Below are 17,618 nucleotides of genomic sequence, written 5' to 3' on the forward strand. Positions count from 1 at the left end.
GCGGCCCCGGCTACGCGGCCCGGGTCGCGTCCTGCCGCTCCCCCGCCGGCAGCGCCGCGAGCGCCGCCGCCACCGCGGCCGACGCCCGCAGGTCGAGCCGGGCGCTCGTCCCCCGCGCGCGGTGGCCGAGTTCGTCGGCGGCCAGCCTCAGCAGCTGCGGCAGCAGGTCGGTGCAGCGCCGGGCCACCCAGCCGGTGCCCGCGGTGGCCAGCCACCGCAGGCGCGCCGCGCGGGTGGGCGGGGGGAACTCCGGCTCGGACGAGGGCGCGGCCCCGGTCGCGACGCCGTGCTCGGCCAGCAGGGCGTGGAAGCGCACGGCCAGCAGCCGGTGTCCCCGCTCGCCGGGGTGCAGCCGGTCCGCGCTCCACAGGGCGCGGTCGGTGATCCAGTCGCCCGCGCAGGCGTGCAGGTGCAGGGCCCCGTACCGGTCGGACAGGGCGTGCACCACGGTGTTGACGGCCCGTTGCCGCCGGGCCAGCGGACCGGCCAGCGCCCCCGGCAGCCCGAGCATCGCGCCGGGGTCGGGCAGGCACGCCGTGAGCAGCACCGCGTCCCGCCGGGCGAGGGCCGCGTACACCTCGTCCAGCCGTGCGGCCACCGCGTGGATGTCGAAGGTGCGGCGCAGCGTGTCGTTGACGCCGACGAGGACGGACGCGACGTCGGGCCGCAGCGCCAGCGCGGCGGGCAGCTGCCGCTCCCGCACGTCCCGCGTCTGCGCCCCGCTGACCGCCAGGTTGGTGAACTCCACGGGCCGCTCGGCGAGGGCCGGGGCGAGCAGCGCGGCCCACCCGCGCCACCCGTCGCCGACGGGGTCGCCCACGCCCTCGGTCAGCGAGTCGCCGAGGGCGGCGAACCGCAGGGCTCTCATCCGGTGCTCCCGGGCACGAAAGGACGGACCGGGGCCGTCGCGTCGTGCGCCGCGAGGAAGGCCGCGACCGCCGTCCCCCAGCCGAAGCACTCCGCACGCGCGCGTGCGGCTTCCCGCCGGTCGGTCTCCGGGCCCTCCAGCAGCATGTCCACGGCGTCCGCGAAGGCCTCCCCGTGGTCCGCCGCCACGGCCCCGGCGGAGCCGATCACCTCGGGCAGCGCGGAGGAGGCGCTGGCCACGACCGGCGTGCCGCACGCCATCGCCTCCAGCGCGGCCAGCCCGAACGTCTCGGCGGGCCCCGGCGCCAGGGCCACGTCGGCCGACGCCTGCAGCGCGCCCAGCTCACCGCGGCCGGAGACGTGCCCGAGGAAGGTGACCGGCAGGCCGCGCTCCCGGGCCCGCTGCTCCAGCCGCGGCCGCAGCGGCCCGTCCCCGGCCACCACCAGCACCGCCCGCCGGCCCCGCCGCCGCAGCGCCTCCAGCGCGTCCAGCGCCGTGCCGGGCCGTTTCTCCACGGACAGCCGGGAGCACATCACCAGCAGCGTCTCGTCCCCGCGCGCGTGCCGGGCCCGCAGCCCCTCGTCCCGCAGCGCCGGGTGCCGCTCGACGAGGTCGACGCCGAGCGGGGCCCGCACGACGTTGCGCGCCCCGATCCGCACGAACTCCCGCTCGGCGAACTCCGTGGTGCACACCACCCGCGCGTACGTGTGGGCGGTGCGGGTGTTGAGCGCGTCGGCGGCGCGCCGGGCCGCCGCCTCGGGCAGGCCCCAGGTGCGCAGCACGCCGTCGGCGGTCTCGTGGGAGACCATCACGGCGGGCACCCGGGCGCGCCGGGCCCACTTGCCGGTCCAGCGCAGCGTCGTGCGGTCGGACACCTCCAGCCGGTCGGGCTCCAGCTCCTCCAGGAGGCGGGCCAGGCGCCGCCGGTCGGTCAGGACGCGGTAGCCGCCGGTGCCGGGCAGCAGCGGCCCCGGCAGGGTGATCACCCGTCCCTGTTCGGTCTCCCGGTCGCTCGCGCGCTCGCCGGGGACGACGAGGACGGGCTCGTGTCCGGCCGCCCTGAAGCCCTTGCCCAGTTCGCGCAGCGCGGTGCGCAGGCCGCCGGAGGCGGGCGCGACGAAGTTGGCGAGCCGTACGATCCGCAGCGAGGCGCTCATGCCGCCACCACCGCCCGGCGCGCGGCGAGCACGTCGCCGTAGTGCCCGATCAGCCGGTCGCCGACGGCCGCCCAGGTGCGTGCGGCGACGGCGGCGCGGGCGGCGGCCCCGAACGCGGTCCGCAGCCCGGCGTCGGCGGCCAGGGACCGCACCGCGTCCCGTACGGCTCCCGCGTCGCGCGGCGGGACCAGCAGGCCGGTGCGCCCGTGGGCGACCAGGTCCAGCGGGCCGCCCGCGGCGGGCGCGACGACCGGCACGCCGCTGGCCATGGCCTCCTGCACGGTCTGGCAGAAGGTCTCGAAGGGGCCGGTGTGCACGAAGACGTCCAGGGAGGCGAAGATCCGGGCCAGGTCGTGGCCGGTGCGGCGGCCCAGGAAGACGGCGCCCGGCAGCGCCTGCTCCAGGCCCGGTCGGCTGGGCCCGTCGCCGACGACCACGACCCGTACGCCCTCCAGACCGCAGGCGCCGGCCAGCAGCTCGACCTGCTTCTCGGGGGCGAGCCGCCCGACGTAGCCGACGATCAGCTCGCCGTCCGGGGCGAGTTCGCGGCGCAGCGCCTGGTCGCGGTGGTCCGGCCGGAACCGTTCGGTGTCCACGCCGCGCGGCCAGAGCCTGACCCGGGGCACCCCGTGCGCCTCCAGGTCGCGCAGGGCCGCGGTGGACGGCGCCAGGGTGAGGTCGGCGGCGGAGTGCACGGACCGGATGCGCCGCCAGGCCGCCGTCTCGCCCGCGCCCATGTAGGTGCGGGCGTAGCCGGCCAGGTCGGTCTGGTAGACGGCCACGGCGGGGACGCCGAGCCGGGCGGCGGCCGCCATGCCGCGGACGCCGAGGACGAAGGGGCTGGCCAGGTGGACCACGTCGGGGCGGTGCTCCAGGAGCGCGGCGGCCAGGCGCCGGCTGGGGAGTGCGACGCGGACCTGGGGGTAGCCGGGGAGCGGGAGGGAGGGGACGTGGACCACGGGGCACGGCGCGAGGGCGGCGGGCCGGTGCCCGGGGGCCGGGGCGGGGGCGACGACGACGGGGGCGTGACCGCGATCGACGAGGTGCCGGGCGGTCTGGAGCGCGCAGTGGGCCACGCCGTTCACATCGGGGGGAAAGGATTCGGTCACGATGACGACACGCATACGGGTGTTGTCGCCGCGCTGGACGTGGCCGCGTCAACGTGGATCTTTCCGGGCGAGGAACGTCCCATGAGCGTTGCGCTCCGTGCCCGGGCGGGTCAGGCGGCGTCCATGTCCGCCTGACCCGCGGGTCGGCTCCCGTTCACCGGCCGGGCACACGTCCGCCCGGGGCCTTGTCCGTACCCGGGGGGTCAGGCCGCGGGCGCGTCCGGTCCGATCCGGCTGCGCACGGCCGTCTGGACCTCGGCCTCCTCGGCCGGGTCGGCGGCGAGCCGGCGCAGTCGCTCGACGACGCGGGCGTCACCGGTCTCGGCGTGCCGGGCGGCGAGTTCGCGGGTGGACTCCTCGCAGTCCCAGAGGCACTCGACGGCGAAGCCGGCGGGGAAGGAGGGGTCGGTGGCGGCGAGGGCGCGGGCGGCCCGGCCGCGCAGATGGGAGGAGGCGGTCTCGCGGTAGACGTGGCGCAGCACGGGGGCGGCGCAGCCGATGCCGAGCCGTCCGGCGCCGTCGACGAGGGTCCACAGGGTCGGCGCGTCGGGCCCCTCGCCCCGTACCGCCTCCCGCAGCGCGGCGAGGACCAGGTCCCGGTCCCGGCTTCCGCCGCGGCAGGCGAGCACCCGCCCGGCGGCGGCGCCCAGCGCGTCGGGCCGGTGCACCCAGCCGCGCGCCCGGTCGACGGCGGCGGGACCGCGCATGCGCTCGAAGGCGTCGGCGGCGGCCTCCACGACCGTCGCCGAGCCGGTGACCACCGCGCCCTCGATCAGGTCGAGGGCGTCGGGATCGTCGCTGTCGGCGAGGTAGCGCAGGGCGGCGCAGCGGGCCCCGTCGGCGCCGTCCCGGGCGGCGGCCACGATCTCGGGCCGGTCCTCGGGACCCGCCACGGCCGTCAGGCAGCGGGCCGCCGGCACGTGCAGCGCGGCGCCGCGCTCGGCTCCCTGCCGGGCCCATTCGAGGACGGCCCGCACGCTCCAGTCCGGCCGTGGGCCGGTGGGCCGCAGCTGCCGCTGCCAGCGGTCGAAGCAGCCGGCTTCCTGGGCGGCGCGCACGCGCGCGGCGACGGACGCGCGCGGATCCTCGGCCCACAGCCGCCAGGGCCGCGGTTCGAAGGCGTCGCGTACGGCGGCGGCCAGCTCGGCCTCGCCCTCGGCGTCGGTGGCGAAGCGGGCCAGGACCGGCACGGCGAGGGCGCGCAGGCCCGCGTCGTCGTCCCGGAGGGCGAGTTCGTCGAGGGCCCAGGCCCAGTTGGAGCCGTGGGCGGCGTACCTGCGCAGCAGGTGGAGCGCGTCCCGCCTGCCGTAGGAGGCGAGGTGGCCGAGGACGGCGAGGGCGAGCCCGGTGCGCGACTCGTCGGTGTCCAGGGCGTCCTCGGGGTCGAGGAGATGGGCCTCGATCGCGTCCAGTTCGCCGTTCAGGTCGAGGTAGAGGCGGGCGTAGTAGAGGGAGCGGTTCTCCACCTGCCAGTCGTGGCGGGGGTCGCGCAGCACACAGTGGTTCAGCGCCGCGAGCGCGTCGGCGCGCGGGGCGGTGAGCGCGTGCAGCGTGCCGTCGCCGCGGCCCCGCTGGAGCAGGCCGAGCAGCGTACCGCTGGGCGCTATGACCGGATCGAACATGGGAAACAGCCTCACATCAAGCGTCGACGCAACCGGGGACGTGCCTTACCTGGCCGCGTGACAGCACGTCGGGGCGCCCGCCGTTTCCTGCTCGCTGTAGACCATCTTCCTCTGCCTCTCGTCGGTGGCCCGTGCGGACCGCGTCACGGTCCGCGCGGTGCGGCAACACCTGCCCAGCCATCACGTCCGTGAACCACGAGGTCATGATGGCCCGGTGGTCACACCCGCCGCGACCGAAATTCCGGCGGCCCGGTACCGCCTCCCCCCTCTTCCGCGTCTTCGCCGGTCACCGCGGTCACCGCCGTGGGGTCACTGCTCGCCGAAGAGTTCGAGCAGGTGCGTCCGGCCGAACATACGGGCCGTGTCGACGGCCGACGGCGTGCCCGCGGACGGGTCCGCGCCGCCCTCCACGAGGGCCTCGACCACTTCCGTCTCGCCCTTGAAGACCGCCCCCGCCAGGGGGGTCTGGCCCCGGTCGTTGACGCGGTCGGCCTCGGCGCCGCGGGCCAGCAGGGCGCGCACCGCGTCGGCGTGGCCGTGGTAGGCGGCGAGCATGACGAGGGAGTCGCCGCGGTCGTTGGTGAGGTTGGCCGGAACGCCCGCGTCGACGTAGGCCACGAGTTCCTCGGTCCGCCCCTGCCGGGCGAGATCGAAGATCTTGGTCGCCAGCTCCACGACCTCGGGGTCGGGGACTTCGCTCATCGGCCGGACCGCCTTTCACTGCGCACACGAACGGGGACGGAAGGGGCGTACGGCCGCGAGCGGCGCGCCCGTACGGGTGAATCGCCAGGGTACTGGCTCGCGCGGCACATGCCCGGATGCGCCGGGAGCAAAGATCATCACGGATCGGGCCAGGCGCGGAAGTCCGGCCCGGACGGAGCGGGGACCGCTCCGTCACCCAAGGTGATATGCCCGCGTTTCCCCCGTTTGCGCCTTTAGTCGTACAGATACATCCTGTGAGCCTGGAAGCACCCATGGTGACTGTCCCCGCGAACCAGGAGAACTCGCATGATCCTCTCCATCTCAGGCGTGGTCCTGCTCGGCATCGTCGTCTTCATCTTCTTCCGCAAGGACGGGCTGAAGGCGTCACACGCGCTGATCTCCGCCCTGTTCGGCTTCTACCTGGCGAGCACGGCCATCGCCCCGAGCATCAAGGCGGGCGGCGAGAGCCTGGCGAGCCTCATCGGCGGCATCACGTTCTGACGGCCGCCCTCCCCCTCCCCGCACGCACCCCAGGAGACAGCAGTGGCCCGGCGCCCCCTCCCCCGCATTCTGAGCAACGGCAGCGCGCAGCTCGCCCGGAGCCGGGAGCTGGCCCGGACGGCGGCCGACAGCGCCACCGACGTCCTCCAGCCGCTCATCGTCATCGCCCGCGGCCTGCGCCGGCTGGCGTCCGCCGGACGGCGCAGGTGGGCCGGCATCCCCGGGGACAGGCGCGGAACGCTGCTGTTCCTGGCGGCCTCGGTGGTCCTGTTCGTGGCGCTCGTGCCCTACGGCCCGCTGCTCGCCGTCATCACCCTGATGGCGGCGGCGGCCTGGCAGGGCCGGGACCGCGCCCCGTCCGCGTCCGGCGGTCCGGACGCGTCGCGGGCCGAGCGCCTGGGGTCGCTGTACGAGGCCCTGGTGCCGTACTTCTCGGCCGCCGAGGACCCGGCGCCGCTGTACGCGCACGGCGGGACGTGGGAGAAGGCCTTCCCCGAGTACGAGTTCGACGACGGCGGCCGCGTCACCCGTCTGGTGGTGCGCTACCCCGCGTACTTCACCGACGGCGAGGCCGAGGCCCGCGCCCGGATCGAGCACCTGCTCACCGCGAAGTCCGGCCGCGGCCGCGAGTACCACTTCACCTGGGACGAGGAGGGCAACCAGCTCACCCTCACCGTCCTCGCGCCGCTGCCCACCGACATCGCCGCCCAGCGCTTCGTCACCGCGCCCGGCGAGACGGTCCTCGGCTTCACCGACCCCACCGGGGTCCACCGCACGCTGCCCCTCGCACACGGCGCGGAGCGGCGCGACGCGCCGCCCGTCGTCTGGCGCACGGGCCCGCGCTCCACCGAGCCCCACCTGCTGGTCCTGGGCCAGCCGGGCAGCGGCACCTCGACCCTGCTGCGCTCGATCGCCCTGCAGGCCCTGCGCCACGGCGACGTGGTCGTCGTCGACGGCGGCGGCACCGGTGAGTACGCCTGCCTGGCCGGCCGTGACGGCGTCCTGGCCGTCGAGTGCGGGCTGGCGGGGGTGCTGGCGAGCCTGGAGTGGGCGGCCACCGAGACCGAACGCCGGCTGGTCGCGGTCAACCGTGCCCGCCAGGCCGGCCATCCGCCGCCGGACGACGCCAAGCGGCCCCTGTGGCTCCTGCTGGACCGCCCCACCGCGTTCACCCACGTGGCCGCCGCGGACGGCCGCAAGGACCCGCAGTCCCTGCTCCAGATCCCGTTGCGGCACGGCCGCGCGGCGAACGTGACGGTGGTCGTGGCCGACCAGCTGGACGGCGTGGAGGGTCTCGGCGAGGCCGTGCGGCAGCACACGCGCGCGCGGGTCGTGCTCGGCCCCGCGACGGCGGACCAGCTGCAGGCCGTGCTGGGCGCGCCCCCGCACACGACGCCGGTCGCCCACGTCCCGCCCGGCCGCGGTTACGCCCGCCTGGGCACGGGCCCGGTCCACCGCCTGCAGGTCCCGGCCACCCCGGACCCCTACGACGACGCGACCAGCGACGCCCACCGGCAGGCGGTGCTGGACCTGCTCCCGCCGCGCACCACACCGGCGGACGGGGAGACCGTCCCGGAGTCCGCGCGGCCGGAGCCGGAGCCGGCCGAGGCGCCCCCGGACCGCGCCCGGCCGGAGCCGGCGGGTCCCGTCCCGGCGCTGGCCGAACCCGAGCGGGCGAAGACGCTCCCGACCCTCAGCAAGCCGTAGCCCGCACCGGATCACCCGTCGGCGCGGGCGGGCGCCTCCCGCCGCCCGCGTCCCGCCGGTTCACGCCACGAACGTCCGCGGGGCCTCCGCCCCGGCCGTCCCGCCCGTCCGCACCAGCCGCGCCGCCGCGGCCAGCCGCGCCGCCGCCTCCTCCGCCACCGCGCCCCCCACGGTGAACGGCAGCCGCACATAGCCCTCGAACGCCCCGTCGACCCCGAAACGCGGCCCGGACGGCACCCGCACCCCGACCCGCTCCCCCGCCTCCGCGAGCCGCGACCCGGACAGGCCCCCGGTGCGCACCCACAGCGTGAGCCCGCCCCCCGGCACCTCGAACTCCCAGTCGGGCAGCTCCCGGCGCACCGCCGCGACCAGCGCGTCCCGGTTCTCCCGGGCCTGCCCGCGCCGCAGCTCCAGGGCCCGCTCCCAGCCTCCGGTGCCGAGCAGCCAGTGCACGGCCAGCTGCTCCAGCACGGGCGTGCCCAGGTCGGCGTACGCGCGCGCGGCGACCAGGCTGCGGATCACGTCGGGGGCCGCGCGCACCCAGCCGATGCGCATCCCCGCCCAGAAGGCCTTGCTGGCCGAGCCGACGGTGACGACGGTGGACCCGGCCGGGTCGAAGGCGCACACCGGCCGCGGCAGCGCGCCCGCCAGGTCCTCGTCCAGCCACAGTTCGCTCATCGTCTCGTCGGCGACGAGCACGGTCCCCGCCGACCGGGCCGCGTCCACCAGGCGCCGCCGCTGGTCCTCGTCGGCGAGCGCGCCGGTCGGGTTGTGGAAGTCGGCGACGACGTAGGCGATCCGGGGCGCGGCGTCCCGCAGCACCTGCCGCCAGCGGTCCAGATCCCAGCCGGCCAGTCCCTCGGCCATCGCCACGGGCACGAGCCGGGCGCCCGCCTCCCGCATCAGCTGGAGGATGTTGGCGTAACTCGGCGACTCGACCGCCACGCGCTCGCCGCGGCCCGCGAAGAGGTGGCAGATGGCGTCGATGGCGCCCATCGCCCCCGTGGTCACCATGATCTGCTCGGGCATGGTCGGGATCCCGCGCGCGGTGTAGCGGTCGGCGATCATCGCGCGCAGGACGGGCAGCCCGGCCGGGTAGTCGCCGTGCGTGTGCGCGTAGGGCGGCAGCTCCTCCAGGGCGCCCTGCACGGCCCGGGTCAGCCACGGCTCGGGCGCGGGCAGCGCCGCGGTGCCGAGGTCGATCATCGAGCCGAGGGCCTCGGGCGGCAGCGGCTCCAGTCCCCGCGCGGGCAGCGGGTTGCCCGCCGGTACGGCGGTCCAGCTCCCGGCGCCGCGCCGCGACGCCAGGAACCCCTCCGTGCGCAGCGCCTCGTAGGCGGCGGCGACCGTGGTGCGGCTGACGGACAGGGCCAGGGCCAGTTCCCGCTCGGCGGGCAGCCGGGCGGCCACCGGCACGCGCCCTTCGAGCACCAGCAGCCGGATGCCGTCGGCGAGCGCCCGGTAGGCGGGCGGGCGGCGGGTGCCGGGGCCCGCCGGGCGGTCCTGCTGGGAGGTGAGCAGCCGCGCGAGCTGCGCCGCCCCCACGGCCGAGGTCCACTGCGCCATGTGAATCGGTCCACCTTCCCCGGATTGGCCATGGAAGACGTAGCTTCCCGAGCCACAGGGTGTCATGCGTCGGTCCATTACCACCACAGGGGGGCAGCACTGTGTCCGCACGGCACCATGTCGGGAGACGGTTGATCCAGCTGTACGCCGGCCTCGCTCTGTACGGGGCGAGTTCGGCGCTGCTCGTCGAGGCGGGCCTCGGCCTGGAGCCGTGGAACGTGCTGCACCAGGGGCTGGCCCGGCTGACCGGCCTGACGATCGGCGCCGTGTCCGTCGTCGTGGGCGCGGCGGTGCTGCTGGCCTGGATCCCGCTGCGCCAGCGCCCGGGCCTCGGCACCGTCTCCAACGTCTTCGTCGTCGGCGTCGCCATGGACGGCGCGCTCGCCCTGCTCCCCGAGGCGCGCACCCTGGCGGTGCGGGTGCCGCTGCTGCTGGCCGGCGTCCTCCTCAACGGTGCGGCCACCGGCCTGTACATCGCCGCGCGCTTCGGTCCGGGCCCCCGGGACGGGCTGATGACGGGGCTGCACCGGCGCACCGGCCGCTCGATCCGTCTGATGCGGACGGCCGTCGAGGCGGCCGTCGTGGTGACCGGCTTCGTCCTGGGCGGCACCATCGGCGTCGGCACCCTCCTGTACGCGGTGTCGATCGGTCCGCTCGCCCAGCTGTTCCTGCGCGTGTTCGCCGTCCCCCCGGCACCCGGCGGCAGCACGGTCGTCGCCGCCGGGCCACCCCGAAGGGCGATACTGCGTCGGTGAGCACGCGGACACGCCATCCCTACCTCGACCATCCCGGCCCGATCGCCTTCGCCCACCGGGGCGGGGCGGCGGACGGTCTGGAGAACACCGTGCGGCAGTTCCGGCGCGCGGTGGAGGCGGGTTACCGGTACATCGAGACCGACGTCCACGCCACGCGGGACGGCAAGCTGGTCGCCTTCCACGACCCGGCCCTGGACCGGGTGACGGACGGGGCCGGCCGGATCGCCGACCTGCCGTGGTCGGACGTGCGCCACGCGCGCGTGGCGGGCACGGAGCCCGTGCCCCTGTTCGAGGAGCTGCTGGAGACGTTCCCCGAGGTGCGCTGGAACGTCGACGTCAAGGCGGAGGCCGCGCTGCTGCCCTTCCTGCACCTCGTCGGGCGCACCGGCTCCTGGGACCGGATCTGCCTCGGCTCCTTCTCGGAGGCGCGCGTCGCGCGCGCCCAGCGGCTGGCGGGGCCGCGCCTGGCCACGTCGTACGGCACCCGGGGCGTGCTCGGCCTGCGGCTGCGCTCGTGGGGCCTGCCGGCCGCACCGCGCCCCTCGGCGGTCGCCGCCCAGGTCCCCGAGTCCCAGTCGGGCATCCCGGTGGTGGACCGCCGCTTCCTGCGCACCGCCCACGCGCGCGGGCTGCAGGTGCACGTGTGGACGGTCAACGACGCCGACCGCATGCACCGGCTCCTGGACCTGGGGGTGGATGGCATCATGACCGATCACATCGACACGTTGCGCGAGGTCATGGAGGACCGCGGCGTCTGGGTCTGAGACCCCGGGCCGGGGCCGCGGCCCCGGCCGTCGCGCGTTCACGGGGAAGCGAGGGCACGGGTGGACACCGACACCGTGCGGGCGGCTCAGCCGGGAGACGCCTCCGGGCGGCGGCGCGAGCAGCGCGGCTGGTACTTCTACGACTGGGCCTGCTCGGTCTACTCGACGAGCGTGCTCACCGTGTTCCTGGGCCCTTATCTGACGTCGGTCGCCGAGTCCGCGGCGGACGCGGACGGGTTCGTCCACCCCCTGGGCGTCCCGGTGCGCGCGGGGTCCTTCTTCCCGTACGCCGTGTCCCTGTCGGTGATCGTGGCGGTGCTGCTGATGCCCCTGGTGGGCGCCGCCGCCGACCGCACCGGCCGCAAGAAGCCGCTGCTGGGCGCCGCCGCCTACACGGGGGCCGCGGCGACCGCCGGCATGTTCCTCCTGGACGGCGACCGCTATCTGCTCGGCGGGGCGCTGCTGGTCGTCGCCAACGCGGCGCAGTCCGTGGCGATGATGCTCTACAACTCCTACCTGCCGCAGATCGCCCCGCCCGAGGAGCGCGACGCGGTCTCCTCCCGGGGCTGGGCCTTCGGCTACGCGGCGGGCTCGCTGGTGCTGGTCGCGAACCTGGTGCTGTACCTGGCGCACGACTCCTTCGGCGTCTCGGAGTCCATGGCCGTCCGCATCTGCCTGGCCTCGGCCGGCCTGTGGTGGGGCGCCTTCACGCTGGTGCCGCTGCGACGGCTGCGCGACCGCCGCTCCCCCGCGCGGGAGGCGGCCCTGCCGGGCCTGCGGCAGCTCGCGGCGACCGTCCGCGACATGCGCCGCCACCCGCTGACGCTCGCCTTCCTGCTGGCGTACCTCGTCTACAACGACGGCATCCAGACGGTGATCTCCCAGGCGTCGGTCTACGGCGCCGAGGAACTGGGGCTCGGCCAGTCCACCCTGATCGTGGCGGTGCTGCTGGTCCAGGTGCTGGCGGTGGCGGGCGCGCTGGGGCTGGGCCGGCTGGCCCGCAGGTACGGGGCGAAGCGCACGATCCTCGGCTCGCTGGTCGCGTGGACGGTGACGATCGGGGCCGGGTACTTCCTGCCCGCCGGGGCGCCCGGGTGGTTCTTCGCGCTGGCCGCCGGGATCGGCCTCGTCCTCGGCGGCAGCCAGGCGCTGTCCCGCTCCCTGTTCTCCCACCTGGTCCCGCCGGGCAAGGAGGCCGAGTACTTCTCGGCGTACGAGGTGAGCGACCGGGGCATGAGCTGGCTCGGCCCGCTGCTGTTCGGCGTCACCTACCAGCTGACCGGGAGCTACCGGGACGCGATCATCTCACTGGTGGTCTTCTTCGTGCTCGGCTTCGCGCTGCTGGCGCGGGTGCCGGTGCGGCGGGCGATCGCCGAGGCGGGGAATCCGGTACCGGAGAGGATTTAGCGCTCGGCGCCGAAGGGCTGTAGTGTACGCGTTTGGCCTGCCAGGCGTACCGTTACTGCGTGTCAGAGATGCCGAAACGCTGGGTCATATCTGCTAGCAGATGTGACAAACCGGGCGCCGGTGGGTACGACATTGGTCAGCAAGGCTGCGGCTACGACGGCGACGCACGACCCGGAACGGGACTCGGAACGGGAATCTTTACCGCCGACCGGACGTTGACCGGATGACGACGACAGCGACACCTGTCCTGTGGGCGACAAGCCCGGGAGGCACGATTCATGAGTGAGCGAGCTCTTCGCGGCACGCGCCTCGTGGTGACCAGCTACGAGACGGACCGCGGCATCGACCTGGCCCCGCGCCAGGCCGTGGAGTACGCATGCGAGAAGGGGCACCGCTTCGAGATGCCCTTCTCGGTCGAGGCGGAGATCCCGCCGGAGTGGGAGTGCAAGGTCTGCGGGGCCCAGGCACTCCTGGTGAACGGCGACGGCCCGGAAGAGAAGAAGGCCAAGCCCGCGCGTACGCATTGGGACATGCTGATGGAGCGGCGCACCCGTGAGGAGCTCGAAGAGGTCCTCGAGGAGCGGCTGGCCGTTCTGCGGTCGGGCGCGATGAACATCGCGGTTCATCCGCGGGACAGCCGCAAGTCGGCCTAGTCCCCGCGCGGCTCGGGCGAGGCCCGGCGCGTCGGTCACCGCGGGCGCCGCACGTGAGGTTCACGTGCGGCGCCCGCGGTTTCGTCGTGCTGCCGGGGGCGGACGCGGCCCCTCACCGGTCCCGTCGTCCTGAGCGGCCCCGTCCCGGATCCCCGGGCCCCTGCGGCATCCCCGAGCGGTGTGCGGCGAGGGATGCCTCCAGGGGGTTGCGCACAGCCGGCCGGCGCGGCGAGGTCAGCGCGTCAGCGGCGGACGGGGTTCCCGGGGGGCGTCTTCCGGCTCGTCCCTGACGACCTCGCCCGGGACCACCTTGCCGTCCGGGCGGTGGATGCGGGCCTGCCGGAAGGCGTCGCCCAGGGTGCCCTGGGCGGCCTCGCGGAGCCTGCGGTCGAAGGCGCGCTCCGCGTACCGGCTCACGGCCTTCTGGACCGGTGGTATCAGAAGGAGCAGGCCGGCCGCGTCCGAGACCAGGCCGGGGATCATCAGCAGCAGGCCGCCCAGCATCATCAGGCCGTTGCCCTCGCTGCCGGCCCGGTCCGCGGGCGGCGCGCCGGCCTGCTGTCGCTGCAGCGTCTCCGTGAGGCTCCGGAAGGCCCGGCGTCCGGCCCGCTTGATGACGACGGAGCCGAGGACGAAGCCCGCCACCAGGAGCAGGAAGAGCACGAAGCCGTTCGACGCGCCCGCGACCAGCGTCAGCAGCCAGATCTCCAGCACGAGCCACGCGGCGAGGCCCAGCGGCAGGAACGTGCGCGTCCGGGAGCGCCGGGGCCGGGTGGAATGGCTGGGGATCCGAGTGCCGGTCGTCATGTTCCCAGTGTGCCCGGCCCGGCCTCAGCACGGGATAAGGGCCCGGCCCGCCCCGCGACGTCCCGCTCCTACGGCTGCGCCGGCTTGTCGCCGCGGCCGAGGGCCTTGCCGACCCGCTCCCCGACGCCCCACGCCGTGACCCGCCACAGCGCCTCCACGAGGATGTCGCGGTTCATCTTGGAGTCGCCGAGTTCCCGCTCGACGAACGTGATGGGGACCTCGACGACGTGGTAGCCCGCCTTGACCGCGCGGCGGGCGAGGTCGACCTGGAAGCAGTAGCCCTGGGAGGCGACGTCGTCGAGGCCGAGGCCCTCCAGGGTCTCGCGGCGGAAGGCGCGGTAACCGCCGGTGATGTCGCGCAGCGGCAGATCGAGCGCGAGCCGGGAGTAGAGGCTGCCGCCGCGCGAGATGAACTCGCGGGACCTGGGCCAGTTCACCACCCGGCCGCCGGGCACCCAGCGGGAGCCGAGCACCAGGTCGGCCCCCTTGAGGGCGGTCAGCAGGCGGGGCAGTTCCTCGGGCTGGTGGGAGCCGTCGGCGTCCATCTCGACGAGCACGCCGTAGCCGTGCTCCAGGCCCCAGCGGAAACCCGCGAGGTAGGCGGCGCCCAGCCCCTCCTTGCCCTTGCGGTGCAGTACGTGGACGTGGTCGTCCCCGGCGGCCAGCTCGTCGGCCAGCTTGCCGGTGCCGTCCGGACTGTTGTCGTCGGCCACGAGAACGTGCGCCTCGGGAACGGCCTCGCGCACCCGGCCGACGATCTTCTTGATGTTCTCCGCCTCGTTGTAGGTCGGGATGATCACCAAGGCCGTGCCGAGCGGGCCGAACTTCCTCTCCTGGCCTGCTGCCGCGAGGGTCCCGTCGCCGTCGTTCACTGCTGCCCCTTCGTGTCCGTACGCAGGGGTCCACCATAGTGCTCCCGGCCTGCGGTGACGTGACAGCACGTTCATATGGTGGTGTCGCTGCCGCCCGACCCGGACAACAAGGGCGTTCCGGCGGGCGGCGGCCGGGGCGCGCCGGCGCCCCGGCCGCGCGGATCACTCGCCCGGCCGCACGAAGACCGTCCGCCCGCCCACCACGGTCCGCAGGCAGACGGGCAGGTCCCGGCCCGGCGTCAGGTCGGGCAGGCCGGGCGTGCCGGAGCGGGGGTCGGTCGACCAGCGGGCGACCCGGTCGTCGGGGGCCTGGACCACCAGTTCGCCGGTGCGCCACACGGCGTAGTCCGCGGGTGCGCCCGGCACCAGGACGCCCGCGTCGTCGCGCCCGATCGCCCGCCAGCCGCCCCGCGTGTGCGCGGTGAACGCGGCGCGCACGGAGACGCGGTGCTCCGGTGTGCGGTGGAAGGCGGCGGCGCGGACCGTTCCCCACGGGTCGAGGGGGGTGACGGGGCTGTCGGAGCCGAAGGCGAGCGGCACGCCGGCGCGCAGCAGGGCCGCGAACGGGTTGAGGGTGCGGGCCCGCTCCGCGCCCAGGCGCTGGGCGTACATGCCGTCCTCGCCGCCCCACAGCGCGTCGAAGGCGGGCTGCACGGAGGCGGTGAGGCCGAGTTCGGCGAAGGCGGCGACGGTCTCGGGGGTGAGCATCTCGGCGTGCTCGACGCGGTGCCGGGCGGCGCGCACCCGGGTGAGGCCCAGTTCCTCGGCGGCGGCGCGCATGCCGTCGACGACGGTGCTCACGGCGGCGTCGCCGATGGCGTGGAACCCCGCCTGGAGCCCCGCCTCGGTGCAGGCGACGACGTGCGCGGCGACGGCGGCGGCGTCCAGGTGGGCAGTGCCGGTGTGACCGGCGTCGGCGTAGGGCTCGTGCAGGCAGGCGGTGTGCGAGCCGAGGGCGCCGTCGACGAAGAGGTCGCCGGCGGCGCCGATCGCGCCCAGTTCGCGCGCCTTGGCCACGTCCTGCTCGGCCCAGTAGCCGACGACCCGCGGGCCGGGTTCCTCGGCGGCGAGCCGCAGCAGGCCGGTGAGGTCGTCCTCGGAGGAGATCTCCGGGCCGGCGCACTCGTGGACGGTGCCGATGCCGAGGGAGGCGGCGTGCGCGAGGGCGGCGCGCTGGGCCTCGGCGCGCTGGGCCGGGGTGATCGCGCCCAGCGCGGCGGCGCGCACCGCGTGGTGGGCGTCGCCGGTGAGCGGGCCGTCCGCACGGCCGGCGGCGCCCGGGACCAGGTCGAGCAGGGCCGTGCTGACGACCGCCGAGTGGACGTCGATGCGGCTCAGGTAGAGGGGGCGGCCGCCGGCGGCCTCGTCGAGCTCGGCGCGCGTCGGGGGGCGGCCGCCGGGCCACCGGGAGGCGTCCCAGCCGTGCCCGAGCAGGACGCGGTCGTGGGGGCGGGCGGCGGCGAAGTCCCGGACGAGGGCGAGGGCGGCCTCCAGGGAGGGGGCGCCGGACAGGTCGAAGCCGGTGAGCGCCAGACCGGTGGACGTGGTGTGCACGTGCGCGTCCGTGAACGCCGGAGTGACCAGGGCCCCGGCCAGGTCGATCACTTCGTCGACCCCGTCCGCGAAGGCGTCGGCGGCGCCCTCGGAACCGACCCAGGCGATCTGTCCCCGCTCGACGACCATCGCCGTCGCGAAGGGGTCGGCGGGGCTGTGGACTTCGCCGCGGCGGAGCAGGACGGTTTTCGGCGGGGCGGTGCGTTCGCTCATGACGGACAGTTTCGCGCGCCGCGTCGGGGGAGCCGCACGGGGGGCACGCCGCCGGGCACGGCGGAACGCGTCCGGAGGACGGCGGACGCGTCAGATCCGCGGCGGCCGCGCCTCGTACGGCGTCGACAGCACCACCGTCGTCCGGGTCGAGACCCCCGCCAGCGACCGCAGCCGCGCCAGCAGCTCCTCCAGCTCGTGCGGAGTGGCCACGCGCACCTTGAGGATGTAGTTCTCGTCGCCCGCGACACTGTGGCAGGCCTCGATCTCGGGGACGTCGGCCAGCCGGTCCGCGATGTCGTCCGGGGCGCTGGGGTCGAAGGGCTTCACCGAGATGAACGCGGTCAGGGGCAGCCCGACGGCCTCGGGGTCGACGACCGCGGCGTAACCGCGGATGACGCCACGCTGCTCCAGCCGGCGCACCCGCTGATGCACGGCCGACGTGGACAGGCCCGTGGCCTTGCCCAGGTCGGTGTAGCTCATCCGCCCGTCCTTGACGAGCAGCTGCACGATCTGTCGGTCCAGCTCCTCCATGGCGCTAGAACCTACAGTGCGTCTGACCTCCTCGGACACCCGCGGAGCCCAGGTCATGCCCGGTTCGTGATGTGGCCGGGGTCCGCCGCGGGCCGACGGGGGGGGGACGAACGCGCCGCACGAGGCACCTGCGACCGGCATGTGATGAACGCCACATCGCTCGAACGGTCTCCGTGATGTTCTCGTGATTACCGCCGAGGGGTGACGGGAAGTGCTTGCTGTGGTCGAGGCCGCAGCGCCTTCACGGCCCAGCCCGAGGGGGAGAATCCCATGCAGAGTCTTAAGCGCCCTGGTCGTACCGCGCCCAAGCGCCGCCAGCCGGTCGTCGAGTCCGAGCCGGAGGGCGTCGAACCCGACGCCTTCGACGACGGGGAGGCCGAGGAGTTCGACGCGTACGACACCTTCGAGATGTACCGGGTGATCTGCCCGGACTGCGCGCAGCCCATCGCCCTGCTGGCGGACGAGGAGGTCCTGCCGGAGCACGCGCTGTGCGCCTCGCCGTGGAACCCGTTCGGGCTCACGGTGTGTCCCGGCACCGGCCGCGGCGCCTCCGAGGCCCGGCCCGCGGACGAGTCCTTCCGGCCCCAGGAGCAGGACACCGCCCTGCTGCTGACGCTCCCTCAGGGGCTCGACTGGCGGACGCAGCCGTTCTCCCACGTCGGCGGGCCCGGCTCGCGCCCCGTCAGGTTCCCCGTCATGCGGCGCCAGGCCGCCTGAGCACCGTCGCCCGGCCCCGCCGGCCGTCCCGCACCACGGGGCGCACGCTGCCGTGGCGCGGGCCCGGCGCGTACGCGCCACCGCGCCGGGATCCGCCGGTCCGCCAGGACCTG

17 protein-coding genes are annotated in these 17,618 nt (G+C 75.6%); 7 read left to right on the forward strand and 10 right to left on the reverse strand.

The window, feature by feature from the left end; all coding sequences use genetic code 11:
• Positions 1-10 precede the first annotated feature (10 nt).
• The 5 genes from ACIBAI_RS26085 to ACIBAI_RS26105 form a co-directional block, all read right to left on the reverse strand.
• Complete coding sequence (locus tag ACIBAI_RS26085; protein WP_399037923.1) at positions 11-868, reverse strand: SGNH/GDSL hydrolase family protein; 858 nt, start codon at positions 866-868, stop codon at positions 11-13.
• Positions 865-2,025 carry a glycosyltransferase gene (locus ACIBAI_RS26090; RefSeq protein WP_399037925.1) on the reverse strand — a complete coding sequence of 387 codons (1,161 nt, stop codon included), beginning with the start codon at positions 2,023-2,025 and terminating at the stop codon, positions 865-867. The genes ACIBAI_RS26085 and ACIBAI_RS26090 overlap by 4 nt, the downstream gene beginning before the upstream one ends.
• On the reverse strand, positions 2,022-3,149 hold the full coding sequence (locus ACIBAI_RS26095; protein WP_399037927.1) for a glycosyltransferase family 4 protein: 1,128 nt from the start codon (positions 3,147-3,149) through the stop codon (positions 2,022-2,024). The genes ACIBAI_RS26090 and ACIBAI_RS26095 overlap by 4 nt, the downstream gene beginning before the upstream one ends.
• A 188-nt stretch (positions 3,150-3,337) precedes the next feature.
• On the reverse strand, positions 3,338-4,756 hold the full coding sequence (locus ACIBAI_RS26100; RefSeq protein WP_399037929.1) for a HEAT repeat domain-containing protein: 1,419 nt from the start codon (positions 4,754-4,756) through the stop codon (positions 3,338-3,340).
• Between the two features lie 309 nt (positions 4,757-5,065).
• On the reverse strand, positions 5,066-5,458 hold the full coding sequence (locus ACIBAI_RS26105) for an ankyrin repeat domain-containing protein (protein WP_399037931.1): 393 nt from the start codon (positions 5,456-5,458) through the stop codon (positions 5,066-5,068).
• Positions 5,459-5,764: 306 nt separating this feature from the next.
• On the opposite strand from ACIBAI_RS26105, the gene ACIBAI_RS26110 reads away from it, so the two are divergent.
• Positions 5,765-5,959 carry a hypothetical protein gene (locus tag ACIBAI_RS26110; protein ID WP_344607233.1) on the forward strand — a complete coding sequence of 65 codons (195 nt, stop codon included), beginning with the start codon at positions 5,765-5,767 and terminating at the stop codon, positions 5,957-5,959.
• 42 nt (positions 5,960-6,001) lie between these two features.
• Positions 6,002-7,666 carry a hypothetical protein gene (locus ACIBAI_RS26115; RefSeq protein ID WP_399037933.1) on the forward strand — a complete coding sequence of 555 codons (1,665 nt, stop codon included), beginning with the start codon at positions 6,002-6,004 and terminating at the stop codon, positions 7,664-7,666.
• Between the two features lie 60 nt (positions 7,667-7,726).
• On the opposite strand, the gene ACIBAI_RS26120 is transcribed toward ACIBAI_RS26115, so the two are convergent.
• Complete coding sequence (locus ACIBAI_RS26120; RefSeq protein ID WP_399037935.1) at positions 7,727-9,232, reverse strand: PLP-dependent aminotransferase family protein; 1,506 nt, start codon at positions 9,230-9,232, stop codon at positions 7,727-7,729.
• A 101-nt stretch (positions 9,233-9,333) separates the two neighbouring features.
• Here ACIBAI_RS26120 and ACIBAI_RS26125 point away from each other — a divergent pair, with 101 nt between their 5' ends.
• The 4 genes from ACIBAI_RS26125 (at position 9,334) to ACIBAI_RS26140 (ending at position 12,811) form a co-directional block, all read left to right on the forward strand.
• Complete coding sequence (locus ACIBAI_RS26125; RefSeq protein ID WP_399037937.1) at positions 9,334-9,987, forward strand: YitT family protein; 654 nt, start codon at positions 9,334-9,336, stop codon at positions 9,985-9,987.
• Complete coding sequence (locus ACIBAI_RS26130) at positions 9,984-10,751, forward strand: glycerophosphodiester phosphodiesterase (RefSeq protein ID WP_399037938.1); 768 nt, start codon at positions 9,984-9,986, stop codon at positions 10,749-10,751. Before ACIBAI_RS26125 ends, ACIBAI_RS26130 begins: the two co-directional genes overlap by 4 nt.
• Before the next feature lie 60 nt (positions 10,752-10,811).
• Positions 10,812-12,158 (forward strand): MFS transporter, encoded by a 1,347-nt coding sequence (locus ACIBAI_RS26135; RefSeq protein ID WP_399037940.1) that lies wholly within the window; start codon positions 10,812-10,814, stop codon positions 12,156-12,158.
• 278 nt (positions 12,159-12,436) lie between these two features.
• Complete coding sequence (locus ACIBAI_RS26140) at positions 12,437-12,811, forward strand: RNA polymerase-binding protein RbpA (protein WP_307134522.1); 375 nt, start codon at positions 12,437-12,439, stop codon at positions 12,809-12,811.
• Positions 12,812-13,045: 234 nt separating this feature from the next.
• On the opposite strand, the gene fxsA is transcribed toward ACIBAI_RS26140, so the two are convergent.
• The 4 genes from fxsA to ACIBAI_RS26160 form a co-directional block, all read right to left on the reverse strand.
• On the reverse strand, positions 13,046-13,618 hold the full coding sequence (gene fxsA / locus ACIBAI_RS26145; protein WP_399037942.1) for an FxsA family membrane protein: 573 nt from the start codon (positions 13,616-13,618) through the stop codon (positions 13,046-13,048).
• A 68-nt stretch (positions 13,619-13,686) separates the two neighbouring features.
• A complete protein-coding gene (locus ACIBAI_RS26150; RefSeq protein WP_344607250.1) occupies positions 13,687-14,490 on the reverse strand; it encodes a polyprenol monophosphomannose synthase in 804 nt (267 codons plus the stop codon).
• 162 nt (positions 14,491-14,652) lie between these two features.
• Positions 14,653-16,257, reverse strand: a complete 1,605-nt coding sequence (locus ACIBAI_RS26155; protein ID WP_399037947.1) for an amidohydrolase — start codon at positions 16,255-16,257, stop codon at positions 14,653-14,655.
• 90 nt (positions 16,258-16,347) lie between these two features.
• Entirely contained in the window at positions 16,348-16,788 is a 441-nt protein-coding gene (locus tag ACIBAI_RS26160) for an Lrp/AsnC family transcriptional regulator (RefSeq protein ID WP_076092236.1), read from the reverse strand.
• Between the two features lie 270 nt (positions 16,789-17,058).
• On the opposite strand from ACIBAI_RS26160, the gene ACIBAI_RS26165 reads away from it, so the two are divergent.
• A complete protein-coding gene (locus ACIBAI_RS26165) occupies positions 17,059-17,505 on the forward strand; it encodes a hypothetical protein (RefSeq protein WP_399037950.1) in 447 nt (148 codons plus the stop codon).
• The last annotated feature ends 113 nt before the right edge of the window (positions 17,506-17,618 follow it).

This window comes from Streptomyces sp. NPDC051041, from assembly GCF_044456065.1.
Classification (GTDB): domain Bacteria; phylum Actinomycetota; class Actinomycetes; order Streptomycetales; family Streptomycetaceae; genus Streptomyces; species Streptomyces glaucus.